Source organism: Thauera phenylacetica B4P, assembly GCF_000310225.1.
GTDB lineage: Bacteria > Pseudomonadota > Gammaproteobacteria > Burkholderiales > Rhodocyclaceae > Thauera > Thauera phenylacetica.
In genome coordinates, this window is the sequence record NZ_AMXF01000007.1 from 22,134 (window position 1) to 33,998 (window position 11,865).

The 11,865-nt window shown below is 65.3% G+C and carries 13 protein-coding genes; 2 read left to right on the forward strand and 11 right to left on the reverse strand.

Annotated elements, in window-relative coordinates; all coding sequences use genetic code 11:
* Positions 1–26 precede the first annotated feature (26 nt).
* The 3 genes from C667_RS02510 to C667_RS02520 form a co-directional block, all read right to left on the reverse strand.
* Positions 27–3,341: a pilus assembly protein gene (locus C667_RS02510; RefSeq protein ID WP_157302124.1), complete on the reverse strand. Its 3,315-nt coding sequence runs from the start codon at positions 3,339–3,341 to the stop codon at positions 27–29.
* Positions 3,342–3,481: 140 nt separating this feature from the next.
* On the reverse strand, positions 3,482–4,150 hold the full coding sequence (locus tag C667_RS24255; protein WP_004356464.1) for a pilus assembly PilX family protein: 669 nt from the start codon (positions 4,148–4,150) through the stop codon (positions 3,482–3,484).
* Positions 4,151–4,160: 10 nt separating this feature from the next.
* A complete protein-coding gene (locus C667_RS02520; protein WP_004356465.1) occupies positions 4,161–5,231 on the reverse strand; it encodes a PilW family protein in 1,071 nt (356 codons plus the stop codon).
* 67 nt (positions 5,232–5,298) lie between these two features.
* Between C667_RS02520 and C667_RS02525 the strand changes: the two genes are divergently transcribed.
* Positions 5,299–6,657 carry an IS1182 family transposase gene (locus C667_RS02525; protein ID WP_004356467.1) on the forward strand — a complete coding sequence of 453 codons (1,359 nt, stop codon included), beginning with the start codon at positions 5,299–5,301 and terminating at the stop codon, positions 6,655–6,657.
* Between the two features lie 130 nt (positions 6,658–6,787).
* On the opposite strand, the gene C667_RS02530 is transcribed toward C667_RS02525, so the two are convergent.
* The 3 genes from C667_RS02530 to C667_RS02540 are packed head-to-tail and all read right to left on the reverse strand — an operon-like array spanning position 6,788 to position 8,214.
* Complete coding sequence (locus C667_RS02530) at positions 6,788–7,183, reverse strand: type IV pilus modification PilV family protein (protein ID WP_004356469.1); 396 nt, start codon at positions 7,181–7,183, stop codon at positions 6,788–6,790.
* A gap of 2 nt (positions 7,184–7,185) precedes the next feature.
* Positions 7,186–7,755, reverse strand: a complete 570-nt coding sequence (locus C667_RS02535) for a GspH/FimT family pseudopilin (RefSeq protein WP_245538412.1) — start codon at positions 7,753–7,755, stop codon at positions 7,186–7,188.
* Positions 7,756–7,794: 39 nt separating this feature from the next.
* Positions 7,795–8,214 carry a type IV pilin protein gene (locus tag C667_RS02540; protein WP_004356473.1) on the reverse strand — a complete coding sequence of 140 codons (420 nt, stop codon included), beginning with the start codon at positions 8,212–8,214 and terminating at the stop codon, positions 7,795–7,797.
* Positions 8,215–8,527: 313 nt separating this feature from the next.
* Between C667_RS02540 and C667_RS02545 the strand changes: the two genes are divergently transcribed.
* Positions 8,528–9,160: a PEP-CTERM sorting domain-containing protein gene (locus C667_RS02545; RefSeq protein WP_004356474.1), complete on the forward strand. Its 633-nt coding sequence runs from the start codon at positions 8,528–8,530 to the stop codon at positions 9,158–9,160.
* Position 9,161: 1 nt separating this feature from the next.
* Here C667_RS02545 and C667_RS02550 read toward each other — a convergent pair whose 3' ends face one another.
* The 5 genes from C667_RS02550 to C667_RS02570 all read right to left on the reverse strand — a co-directional run bounded on the left by C667_RS02550 (position 9,162) and on the right by C667_RS02570 (position 11,847).
* The gene (locus C667_RS02550; RefSeq protein WP_004356476.1) at positions 9,162–9,353 is read right to left on the reverse strand and encodes a YjfB family protein; all 192 of its coding nucleotides are present in this window, start codon (positions 9,351–9,353) and stop codon (positions 9,162–9,164) included.
* Between the two features lie 172 nt (positions 9,354–9,525).
* Positions 9,526–10,011 carry a YajQ family cyclic di-GMP-binding protein gene (locus C667_RS02555; protein ID WP_004356479.1) on the reverse strand — a complete coding sequence of 162 codons (486 nt, stop codon included), beginning with the start codon at positions 10,009–10,011 and terminating at the stop codon, positions 9,526–9,528.
* Positions 10,012–10,027: 16 nt separating this feature from the next.
* Positions 10,028–10,351 carry a pyrimidine/purine nucleoside phosphorylase gene (ppnP, locus tag C667_RS02560; protein WP_004356481.1) on the reverse strand — a complete coding sequence of 108 codons (324 nt, stop codon included), beginning with the start codon at positions 10,349–10,351 and terminating at the stop codon, positions 10,028–10,030.
* A 14-nt stretch (positions 10,352–10,365) separates the two neighbouring features.
* A complete protein-coding gene (locus tag C667_RS02565) occupies positions 10,366–10,596 on the reverse strand; it encodes a DUF2788 domain-containing protein (RefSeq protein WP_004356483.1) in 231 nt (76 codons plus the stop codon).
* A 21-nt stretch (positions 10,597–10,617) separates the two neighbouring features.
* Complete coding sequence (locus C667_RS02570) at positions 10,618–11,847, reverse strand: argininosuccinate synthase (RefSeq protein ID WP_004356485.1); 1,230 nt, start codon at positions 11,845–11,847, stop codon at positions 10,618–10,620.
* Positions 11,848–11,865 lie beyond the last annotated feature (18 nt).

An 11,865-nucleotide genomic window follows, 5' to 3' on the forward strand; every position in this document is an offset into this window, starting at 1 on the left:
CCGGCAGCGCTCCCCCCGACGAAATCTCATTGCGCCCCCCCCGGGTGCTCCGTCACCAACTCTCGCCACATCACCCGGCGGAAGTCACCGCTGGAAGACGCCGGCGGCACGGGAACGGTGATCTGCCGATTGTCAGACGTATTGATGATCGCCACCTCCTTGCCATCGACCCGAATCACCGAGAGGCCGACCGCGAGCGCCTGAGTGAGGAATTCTCCGACCTTGGAGTCCTGGACCGTCTGCACGCTGCTGCCGGTGCGGTAATCGAAGAAATACAGGTAGCTGCTGCCACCTACGGTGCAGGCCTTGCGCTCGGGGACGTTGGTCACCACCGTGAGCACGCCGCTGACGATCTTGAAATCCACGTTGATGCGTTCGCCCGAGGCCGCATCGAGGTCAACAAACCACCCCGGCCCGGTCGTCCAGTCGAGCGCATTGTTCGTGATGCTGCGGCGGGTTCCGTCGGCTGTGATGACCTGCTCGACGACCCCTGCCGCGCTCCTGAACTCGCCCCAACCGGTCGCACCGAGCGGGTCCCGGACTGCGTAGATCGACTGCAGGGACGCGTCGCTCAGATCACCCTGGCCCAGGTACTTGCCAGTGCCGACAAAGATCACACGCTTGCGCGTTCCATCCTCCGCCTTGACCTCCGCGAGCTCCGGGCGCGTCGTGATCGGTTGCGTGCTGCCGAAGCTGGCGAGCTCGATTGCGCTCTCGGCGGTGAGGTCGAAGCGCCACAGCCTGCCCGAGAGGTCGCCGGCGTAGACGTAGCGCGTGGTGTCGTCGAGGCGAAGCTCGTCGACCCAGTTGCTGATCTTCGCGATGCCGCTGCGCGCGGGATCGGTGCCGGTGTCGGCGACGATCTCGGAGAGCTTTACGCCGGTATGGGCGTTCAATACGTATAGCCGACCCATGCCGTCGCCAGGAGATTCGTTGTTGTACCCGGAGGCGAACAGCACGACCCACTGCCCGGCCCGCTTGGTGATGATCGGGTTGCCGAAGCTGAGTCCCAGGTCCGTATCGCTCTTGCTGTCGAACTCCCACAGCACCTTCGGCGCCGTCGTGTCGGTAATGTCGAGGGCGAAATACGCCTGCCCGCCCTTGCCCAGGCCGACCACCGCGATGGTCCGCCAGTCGGAACTGCCGGCATCGGAACAATCGTTCGCGACGCAGATGTCGCCCACCGTGATCGAACCGTCGACGTAGTACTGATGGGGCACCACCGCCGTGTTGCCGTAGTCCTTGTTCGCCAGCTTGTGGAGATTCGGGATCACCGCCGCGGGTACGTATGCCCAGCGCTCGGCGCCGGTATCCGCATCGAAGGCGTGCAGCATGCCGTCATTCGCCCCCACCAGCACGATCCCGGCGCGCGCCGTCTTGTCGGCCGCGAAATCCGCGTATCCGGAATCCGAATACTTGTACGGCGGCCGCCGCACATAGACCGGGTGCGAACTGACGATGTCGCCGAGCACATGCGTGCGGTCGCGCAGCGTGCGGGTGGTGTTTCCGGTCTGGTCCTCCTTCGACGAATCGCCCCGGATGAAGTCGATCACGTCGTTGGTCAGCTCGACCGGCAGCGAATGCAAGGCGCGCAAGTTGGTGGAGTTGAAAGCCACCAGGCTCGTCCCGCTTTTCATGTAGATGTTGCGCGCGCTCCAGCCCGTGCCGGCAGCCTGCTCGTCCAGCTTCGCCTGAGCCGACCAGGCACGGTCCGCTTCGGCGGCGATCCTTCCGGTGCTCACATTGATCTCGCGTGCCTGCAGGTCGCCTTCCCAGTACTGCGTGCGATAGCTCGCCACGAAGGCGTAGTTGTCGCCCGCGACCGGCTCGAGGCTGCTGGTGGCCGCCCCTGAACCCGCCCCGAATCGTGCAGCGGCCGAGTTGAGCGCACGCACGAGCCCGCTCACCAGGGCATCCGGCGTCTTCGCGCTGAAGTAGGTGCCGCGCCCGTTCACCGCCGCATGCCAGAGGTCGTCGATGCGGAACAGGTTGTAGTCGACGTCGTTCGGTCGATCGGGCCGGGGATTCGGCCAGTTCTTCGAACCGCCGAGGATCGCGCGATAGTCGAGCGAGGCGGTTTCGTAGTTCTCGGCGTACTTCAAGGAGCCGTCGATGCCGAACCCGAGCGTGAAGCTGACCATGTGCTGCGTCGACCGCCCCCCGGGGCCCCCTGCCGCCACATCGTTCGTGCACACGTCCTCGTCGGCGAGCCTGCCGCTGCAGTTGCCCAGCGTGCTGTCGCGCAGGTCCGTCTCGTTGTAGTACATCGCGATGTCCGCGAGGGTGTTCGCTGCCCCGCTCGCGTCGTACATCGGCCGTGGCGTCGTGCCGCCATCGCGGTCGCCAACCGTGTCCCCGCTGCGGATCCCGAAGCTCGCGTTGGCGTCGTTGTTCCACGCGCCATCGGTCGCCATGATCAGGAAGTTCTGCTGGCACGAATACAGCACGGGGTCGTCCGCCTGGCTCAGACGTCCGCTACCCCCGTAGCCCGCGTACATCCTGCCGATCTTCGCCATCGCGCTGCGCAGCGGCGTCCCGCCCGCGACGCTGGTGCCGTAGAGCTTCTCGAAGAACTTGTCGCGCTGGTCGGTCGGCGCGCATTTCGCCCCGCCGGATACGCAGAAGTCACCGATCGGCTGGAACTCGGCATTCGCACTCAAGCCCGTGTCGCTGTGGGTCGAAAAGCCCATGCGCAGCCCGTCCGGGTTGCGCAGCTGGCCGATCGCCCGGCCCGCGGCGCTCTTCATCGCGTTGATGCGGGTGCGGTAGAAGCTGTACCAGATGGCGAAGTTCTGCTGCTTGTCGGCGGGGACGGCAACCTTGGCGCTGAAGATGCCCTTGGCCTTGTTGTCGCCGACCTCGAGCTTGCAGTACTGGTAGATGCCCGCCTTCTTCTGCACGGTGCCATCGGACGAATAGGCGTACTCGAGCGGCTCGGGCCCCTTGTTGGGCTTGGTGTAGTTGAAGTAATAGGCGTGCTCCCGATGACTCCGGCACTCGGCAGGATTGGTAACGCAGCGGGTCTCGTAGGGGCTGAAGTTGACTGCCAGGTCGACCTTTGCCGAATTGGGGTTAAACCCATCCTGGGGTGCTGCATTGAAAGACGGCGCGGGATAGGAGGACCCATCCGCCTTGACCGGCAGCACGTAGGTGACCTCGGGGTTGTAGTAAACCCCGTTGCAGGCGGCACTGGCCCAGCCGTAGGTGCCGAAGGGGAACGTCTCCACCGTATCCGGCATGTAGTCCCAGGCCATCGATCCCGAGTCGTCGAGGACGAACATGACATTGGGCTTGACCTCGATGGTGCCGCCGGTCGGGATCGGCGCGTCGGCGATCTCCACCGTCGCCGCACCCGCCGCCTGCGAGAGCACCACGCAGGCGAACAGCGAATTCAGCAGCCATGCCGCGAGCTTGCGCCGACGGCAAGCGCTCGCCACACGAGCGACAAGATCCAGAGAATTGTTGGACATTTGCGCACCTCTCAATTGACCAGCACGACCTGCACGTGGCTGACGGCGTTGTTGGGCCCCACCACACGCGTCGTCACCCGGTAATAAAGCTGCGAGGACGTCGGGCTGCGACTTTGGTAACCGATGCTCGTCTTCGTGCCGCCGTCGTCCGCGGCCGCAGTCGTGCGGATATAGTTATCGCAAAGCACCGCGACCCCGCCGGCCGAGACGCCGTTGACCGGGCCGTCGATGTTGCACATCCGGTTGATGACGTAAGAAGCCGAATACCCCGGCGGAAGCAGGGTGGAATCGACGGCGACGGCAACCATGCCGCAGTCGAGGCTGGCCGGATCGCCCGCCTCCCACCGCACATTGTCTCCCGCCGCAGCGGTTTCACCGCCGGTGAGGTCGCAGCCCGGGCGGGCCGTCGCGTAATAGCCCGAGGTCTTGGTCGTCTCCAGCTCGCTCGCGCCGCCATCACCAAGACGCGCCTGGATCCACCCCAGCGCCGCCTCGGTGCCGGCGTCGGCGGCCTGCGTTGCGGCCTGGCGGAAGGCGAGGTTGCCGGCGATCGTGACGCCGGTGTCGATCGAGCGCACCAGCGCCACCGACGCCAGCGACAGCACCACGAGCGCGATCAGGACGGTGAACAGCACGATGCCGTGCTGTGATCCCGCCAGGTTTCGGTCATGCAGTTTCATGCTCTCCTCCTCACGGCGCCCAGATCACGTTGCGCAGCGGGATCACGGTCTCGAAGACGCGGTGGCGGTAGTTCGGGTTCGCCGCGATCAAGCTGCTCGTCGCCGTGCCCATCCATGCGGGGGCGGGTGCCGCGGGGACCGCGGTCTTCTCGAACTGGGGATGGCGGGTGACCACGCCGACGCGGATCGCGCGGATCTGCAGGATCTCGTCGGCATCCAGTGCGGCCCAGCTGCCGGTCGCAGGAACCCAGGTCAGGACACCGCCATCGACGACGCCATACTCGGCCTGCAGGTCGACCACCTGCGCGACCATCCGCATGCTGTTGGCGCAGGTCACTTCATCGAGGTCCTGCACGACGGGATCGCTCTCCACGAGGTGGTCGCACCCATCGGGCGGAACGGAGAAGCGCCGCCCCATTCCCCCGTCACCCATGACGAAGGCGATATCGCCGATCTCATAGGCTTCCGTATCGCTGAAGGTCTCCGAGATTTTGCTCGGGTTGTACGGAGAGCCCGCGCCGGAGTTGTGGTTGAGATTCACGCCGTTGCCGGTGTCCTGCGGCGACCTCGAAAGCTGCATGAGCGTGCACACCTTGTTTCCTTCGCGAGCGCCAACGATGAACAGATCGCCCTCCTTCAGCCCGCCGTCCGAGCCCACCGTGACGATCGAAGATGGGTTTGGCATCGCCTTCACGATCGACAGGGGAAGGGCGTCACCCGCGGCCTGGCTGCGCGTCACCACAATGGCATCCGGGCCCGCGCCGCCATCGATGATGCGGGCCGGCGCGAACGGCTCCGCGTTCTTCACCACCCCGCCATCTTTGTAGATGTTGATCCCGTTCCTGCAGTACGCCCCCTCCGGCCCGAACAGCCCGTAGCCCGCCATGCGGATCTCCTGCTCGAGCAGGTAGAGCGCAACCGCCCCGTTGGTCTGGGAATCGTTGCCGCCCGTGCTGGTGCGCTTCTGCCCCTCGAAGGACTGCATGACCTGCGAGACCACCAGCAACACCACCAGCCCGGTGGCCAGGCCGACCAGCAGTTCCACCAGGGTGAGGCCGTGCTGTGCCGAATTCCTTGTCATGACTGCTCCTAGCAGCCTGTCGGACTACCCCCTGTAAAATGCCGCATCGCCCCCGGATCCTGAGAGCATGAGCCGCTTCCGCCCGATCGACCGCCAAACGGACTACCTGCTGCCGCCCTCGGTACAGGAGTGGCTGCCCGAAACGCACCTGGCGCGCTATGTGGTCGACGTGGTCGAGGCACTGGACCTGTCGGCGCTGGAGCGGGCGTATGCGGGGCGTGGGAGCGATGCGTACCACCCGGCGATGCTGCTGTCGCTGCTGATCTACGGCTACGCGACGGGGACGCATTCGAGCCGCCGGATCGAGCGGGCGACTTACGATTCGCTGGCGTTTAGGTTCATCGCCTGCAACCAGCACCCGGACCACGACACCCTGGCGAGTTTCCGGCGCCGCTTCGGCGAACAGTTCGCCGAGCTCTTCGTGCAAGTGCTGCAGGTCGCACGCGAGAACCAGCTCTCGCGCTTTGGCACGGTCAGCCTGGACGGCACCAAGCTGCACGCCAACGCCTCCCGGCACAGTGCGCTGTCTTACGGGCACGCGCAGAAGATCGAAGCGCAGCTCAAAGCCGAGGTGCAGGAGATGCTCAAGCTGGCCGAGGCTGCCGACCAAGGCAATGTGCCTGAGGGGGTGGATTTACCGGCGGAGATCAAGCGCCGCGAAGACCGTCTGGCGGCCATCGCGACGGCCAAAGCCAAGATCGAAGCCCGCGCGAAGGAACGTTTCGAGCGCGAGCAAGCCGAGTACGAGGCGAAGATGGCCCAGCGCCAGGCCAAGCAGGCGAGCACGGGCAAGAAGCCCGGTGGCAAGCCCCCCAAGCCCCCGCAGACGGGGCCACAGGCCGAGGATCAGATCAATCTGACCGATGAAGACTCGCGCATCATGAAGGTGGCGGGCGGTGGTTTCGAGCAGTGCTACAACGCGCAAGCTGTGGTCGATACCGAATCGATGCTGGTGGTGGCGCCCCACATCACCACCGCCGGTAACGACAAGGAGCAGGTCGCGCCGATGCTCGAGTGCATCCAGGCACTGCCCGATGGGCTCAATCAACCCGCGCGGCTGCTGGCCGACACCGGCTTTTACAGCGAACGCAACGTCCAGCACTGCCACGACGCCGGGGTCGAGCCGCTGATCGCAGTGGGGCGCGATGCGCATCATCCGGATTGGCGCAGCCGCTTCGAGGAGCCCGCACCGCTCGAGACGCCCACCTCCCACGTCGAGCAGATGAAGCACGCCCTCAAGACCCAGACCGGTCGCGCCGCCTACGCGCTGCGCAAACAGACCGTCGAGCCGGTGTTCGGCATCATCAAGTCCGTGATGGGTTTCCGTCAGTTCCTGCTGCGCGGTGTTGGCAACGTGCGCAACGAATGGACGCTGGTCTGCCTCGCGTGGAACTTCAAGCGCATGGCCGTATTGCGTCTGCAGTGAGAAGAAACGACAGGAGCATGGCGATTTCACGCGAAAAAGGCGCTTTCGGCTCTGAAATGCCGATTATTTTTCACATCATGAAAACCCGCCTGCCGGTACGCCGTCCGCCGGCTTCAAGTCCGACAGGCTGCTAGATCCCGACGATGTGCGCAACCACGACCACGTTGCTCGCCCGATCCGCCCCCGGCGCCTGCCAGGTGACCGTGACGGTGACACGCTCGCCCGCGATCGTCGTGGTGCGCTTGCCATTCGGCAGCGAAGCGCCCGGGAAGGCGGCACTGACGTCGGTTCCCGACTCGCCGAAGGTGCTCAGCGCACCCGGTCGCGCCCAGATCTCCCCAACCCGCGCATTGGCGATGAAGCTGGCGTCGGTACGGTATTTCGCGGCCGTCGTGTGCTGGATGGCCGCGGCCTGCAGGCCGATGATCCCCAGCACCCCGAAGGCCAGCACCAGCACCGAGATGAGCACCTCGAGCAGGACGATCCCTTCGACGCGGCGCGGACGGCGAGAAGCACGCTTGCCCATGATCAGCACTTCCTCGGATCGGTGGAGTTGCTTACGTTGGGGTCGCACATGCGGACCCCGCCGGTGCCGATGGTGATCCTCAGATCGCGCGACTGCGCGGCTGGCAACGCCGAGGTCGGCACGTCGACATCGACCGCGGTCAGCGGGTTGTCCCTGGTGTCGGCCCTGCCCAGCCCATCGAACACCACCGTGGTGGCGTCCGCAGGCACGGTGCTCAGCACCACGCCGCCCGCGCCTTCGCCGCCGGAGCGTTCCTGGATGGTCTCCCCGCCGCCGGCGAGCCGCACCACCCAGCCACCGCCGGTACCGACCAGGGCGAACTCGATCCGGGTGTTGCGCCGCACGGCCTCCGCACGCGCAAGCTGCACGCCGTTCTGGATGGACTCCGCCGCGGTGCGGATGCGGCTGTTCTGGATCCACTCGCTGAAGGAAGGCACCGCCAGCGTCATCAGCAGGCCCAGCACCGCCACAGTGACCATCAACTCGACGAGGGAGAACCCGCGCCGGACACGATGCCCGAGCGAATGCAATCGCACCATGGCAGGAGAAGAATTCGAGATCATCGCCAGCATCCCTTGCTCAGGCCCGGCGGCCCGCATGCGCTCCATCACTCAGCAGCCACCGTTCTTGGAGACGACCCAGCAGTTGGTCTTGTTGCCCCAGGACGTCGTCGAGGTCATTACGTTGGCCTCGTTGATCGTGTAGACGAAACCGCTCATCGCCCCGGCCCCGGTCGCGGTGAGGGTGTAGGTCGTGGCGCTCTCCGACGGGCAGCCGCTGAAGGTGAAATACTGTGTATTCGCCGGACAGGGCGGCGAAACATCACGGACTTTCGCGTAGGTCCGGTTGTCCTGGAACCACTGCTCGAGCAGCACCCGCCCGTTCGCCAGGCCGGAGGTGGCCTGCGGGATGCGGCCCTTGGTCAGGTAGTCGTTGTAGGCGGGCAGCGCGATCGAGGCGAGGATGCCGATGATGGCGACGGTGACCATCAGTTCGATCAGGGTGAAGCCCGCTTGTGGTTGTCTTTGCATGGTGGGAGCGAGAGTTCGTGATGGTTCTTGAAGGAATTTGCGAGTTCAGACTAACCCGCCTCCGACGCCAACCCCAGCCCGGCACGACGAACGGCAAGGCGGACGGGATCTGCGGTGCCCACACCAGCGGGAACAAAAGCCCCGGACTGGGGCGTTCACCGTGGAGCGCCCCGCCAAGACTGTCGGAAAACTTTACAGCTGAACCCAAGAGCTCGTTTTAAGCCTCTGTTTTCCATGACTTTTACCCGCTGGCCCGGATTTTGCTAGTTGTGCAACATCTCCGCCCACACATGGCGACACAAAAAGGCAAATCATGAAAACCAAGACCCTGACCGCCGCTTTCGCCGCCGCCACCCTGAGCTTCGGCGCCCAGGCAGCCCTTTTGAACTTCGATGACAGCTCGCTGAGCGATGGCACCACGCTGAGCAGTTACGGCGGTATGACGTGGAAGAACATCGGGATCGCGACACCTGGGTCGAACACGAACTACAACAACACCGGTTTCGTGAATGGCCTCAAGTCGGCGCCGAACGTTGCCGCCAGCCAGACCGACACGGCTGCCTCCTTCGGAACCACCCAGGGTTTCCTGCTCAACAGCGGCTGGTTCACCTCGGCGTCCCTCAACGGCCTGATCCTCGACTTCACCGGCACCTCCGGCGCCAACAAGTTCAGCAAGAGCGTCACGCTCAGCGTGCTTCAGCCGCTCTTCGTCAAGTTCGACTGGACCATCGACGAACTCGTGATGGCCACCCGCTGCAAGACCGGCACCAATAACGACTGCACCCGCCAGCCGGACACGCTGAATTTCGGGCAGAGATTCGTCATGGACGATCTGAGCATCGGCGACTCGAACAACACGGTGCCGGAGCCCGGCGTGCTCGCGCTGCTCGGCGCCAGCCTGCTCGGCATGACGCTGCTGCGCCGCCGCGGAACCCCCGCCGCCTGACTCAGGCCCAGGTATCGAGGACTCCGCCCGCCGTGCTCCCGACCGCCGGCGGACGCGGGATCGCCTGAAGCAATTGCATCGCGCTCTGGCCCTGGAGGTCGAGCGCCTTGCGCAGCACCTCCACCGAGGCCTCCTGCTGCACCTGCGCGAGCGCGTTGTTCGAGGCCATCGCGGCGATCGCGGATGTTTCCATGTCGATTCTCCTGGCGACCCCTCATGCGGGCCGGTGATGATGGAGAACATATCGGCAGCGGATGGCGCAGCTTGAGCGGCCCTCGTCTGCGGATGCCGCCCCGCGGCACGCCCCCCTCCAAAGAACGACGGGCGCCTCGCGGCGCCCGTCGTATATTTCGAACCTCCCGCGCTCAGTCGCGGAAGTTGCCGTACTGCAGCGGGAAGTCGGTGATCTGCTTCTTGACCAGCGCGATCGCCTCCTGCAGCACGTCGCGCTTGGCGCCCGAGACGCGCACGGCGTCGCCCTGGATCGCGGCCTGCACCTTCATCTTGCTGTCCTTCAACAGCTTGACGAGCTTCTTGGCCAGTTCCTGCTCCACGCCGACGCGCACCTTGACCTCCTGCTTGACCTTGTTGCCGGAGATCTTCTGCACGTCGCCGTAGTCCAGGCAGCGCACGTCCACGTTCTTCTTGGTCATCTCGGGCAGCAGGATGGTCTTGATCTGCTCGAGCTGGAAGTCGCTATCGCCGTAGAGCGTCAGCAGCTTCTCGGCGAGCTCGATCTTCGCGCTCGTGCCCTTGAAGTCGTGGCGACCGTCGACCTTGCGGTTGGCCTGCTCGACCGCGTTGCGCAGCGCGGGCTGGTCGACCTCGGACAGGATGTCGAAAGACGGCATGGCTCCCCTCCCCCGCTCAGCCGAAGTGGCAGATGTAGTGGTAGGGCTCGCCGGCGACTTCGATGTCGAAGCTGGCGTTGCCCGGCACGTCGAAGGACTCGCCGGCGCCGTAGGTCTTCCATTCGGCGGCACCCTTGAGGCGCACGCGGCAGGAGCCGGCCACGCCTTCCATGATCTCGGGCGCGCCGGTGTTGAAGGTGAGCGAGGCCGGCAGGATGACGCCGACCGACTTCTTCGTGCCGTCGGCGAACTGCACGCTGTGGCTGACGCACTTGCCGTCGAAGTAGACGTTGGCCTGGGTGGTGACGGCGACGCCGTCGAACTTGGCGGTAATGCCCATCGCTTGGGTTTTCCTTATTCGATGCCGAGCAGCTTCTGGATGATGCCCTTGGCGACAAAGCCGACGAAGCCCACGCCCAGGCCGAGGAACAGCCACATCATGCCGTAGCGGCCGGCCTTGGATTCCTTGCCCAGGTTCCAGATGATGAAGACCATGAACAGGATCAGGCCGGTGAGGCCGAGCTTGAGGGCGAGATCCTCGAACTCGGTGAACGTGAGTCCGAAGATGAAGGCTTCGTTGTCCATCGCAAGGGGTCCGTTGCGGGTTTAGCCGCGCCTGGCCTTGGCGTTGGCCGCGATGCGCATGCGCAGCGCGTTGAGGCGGATGAAGCCGTGCGCGTCCTTCTGGTTGTAGGCGCCGGCGTCGTCCTCGAAGGTGGCGATCGTCGGGTCGAACAGCGAGTCGGTCTTGGAGTCGCGGCCGGTGACGATGACGTTGCCCTTGTAGAGCTTGAGGCGCACCCAGCCGTTGACGGTCTGCTGGGTGTGGTCGATGAGCGCCTGGATGGCGCGGCGCTCGGGGCTCCACCAGTAGCCGTTGTAGATCATGCTGGCGTAGCGCGGCATGAGGTCGTCCTTCAGGTGGGCGACCTCGCGGTCGAGCGTGATCGACTCGATGGCGCGGTGGGCGCGCAGCAGGATGGTGCCGCCCGGGGTCTCGTAGCAGCCGCGGCTCTTCATGCCGACGTAGCGGTTCTCCACCAGGTCGAGGCGGCCGATGCCGTGCTTGCCACCGAGCTCGTTGAGCCTGGCGAGCAGCTCATGCGGCTTCATGCGCTTGCCGTCGATCGCGACCAGGTCGCCGTGCTCGAACTCGAGGTCGATGTACTCGGCGGCGTCGGGCGCGGCCTCGGGCGACACCGTCCAGCGCCACATCGACTCCTCGGCCTCGGCGGCGGGGTTCTCGAGGTGGCGGCCCTCGAAGGAAATGTGCAGCAGGTTGGCGTCCATCGAGTAGGGCGAGCCGCCCTGCTTGTGCTTCATCTCGATGGGGATGCCGTGCTGCTCGGCGTAGGCGAGCAGCTTCTCGCGCGACAGCAGGTCCCACTCGCGCCACGGCGCGATGACCTTCACTCCCGGCATCAGCGCGTAGTAGCCGAGCTCGAAGCGGACCTGGTCGTTGCCCTTGCCGGTCGCGCCGTGCGACACGGCCTCGGCGCCGGTGGCGCGGGCGATCTCGATCTGGCGCTTGGCGATCAGCGGACGCGCGATCGAGGTGCCGAGCAGGTACTCGCCTTCATAAATCGTATTGGCGCGGAACATCGGGAAGACGAAGTCGCGCACGAACTCCTCGCGCAGGTCGTCGATGAAGATGTTCTCGGGCTGGATGCCGAACTTGAGCGCCTTGGTGCGCGCGGGCTCGAGCTCTTCGCCCTGGCCGAGGTCGGCGGTGAAGGTGACCACTTCGCACTGGTAGGTGTCCTGCAGCCACTTCAGGATGACCGAAGTGTCCAGCCCGCCCGAGTAGGCGAGCACTACTTTATTGACGTCGCTCATGCTGTTTTCCTGTTTCCT

What these genes read in the sequence shown, in the direction of transcription:
- C667_RS24255 (WP_004356464.1), bottom strand. Translation starts at nt 4,150, where the DNA reads ATGAAACTGCATGACCGAAACCTGGCGGGATCACAGCACGGCATCGTG.
- C667_RS02520 (WP_004356465.1), bottom strand. Translation starts at nt 5,231, where the DNA reads ATGACAAGGAATTCGGCACAGCACGGCCTCACCCTGGTGGAACTGCTG.
- C667_RS02525 (WP_004356467.1), top strand. Translation starts at nt 5,299, where the DNA reads ATGAGCCGCTTCCGCCCGATCGACCGCCAAACGGACTACCTGCTGCCG.
- C667_RS02530 (WP_004356469.1), bottom strand. Translation starts at nt 7,183, where the DNA reads ATGGGCAAGCGTGCTTCTCGCCGTCCGCGCCGCGTCGAAGGGATCGTC.
- C667_RS02535 (WP_245538412.1), bottom strand. Translation starts at nt 7,755, where the DNA reads ATGCTGGCGATGATCTCGAATTCTTCTCCTGCCATGGTGCGATTGCAT.
- C667_RS02540 (WP_004356473.1), bottom strand. Translation starts at nt 8,214, where the DNA reads ATGCAAAGACAACCACAAGCGGGCTTCACCCTGATCGAACTGATGGTC.
- C667_RS02545 (WP_004356474.1), top strand. Translation starts at nt 8,528, where the DNA reads ATGAAAACCAAGACCCTGACCGCCGCTTTCGCCGCCGCCACCCTGAGC.
- C667_RS02550 (WP_004356476.1), bottom strand. Translation starts at nt 9,353, where the DNA reads ATGGAAACATCCGCGATCGCCGCGATGGCCTCGAACAACGCGCTCGCG.
- C667_RS02555 (WP_004356479.1), bottom strand. Translation starts at nt 10,011, where the DNA reads ATGCCGTCTTTCGACATCCTGTCCGAGGTCGACCAGCCCGCGCTGCGC.
- ppnP (WP_004356481.1), bottom strand. Translation starts at nt 10,351, where the DNA reads ATGGGCATTACCGCCAAGTTCGACGGCGTCGCCGTCACCACCCAGGCC.
- C667_RS02565 (WP_004356483.1), bottom strand. Translation starts at nt 10,596, where the DNA reads ATGGACAACGAAGCCTTCATCTTCGGACTCACGTTCACCGAGTTCGAG.
- C667_RS02570 (WP_004356485.1), bottom strand. Translation starts at nt 11,847, where the DNA reads ATGAGCGACGTCAATAAAGTAGTGCTCGCCTACTCGGGCGGGCTGGAC.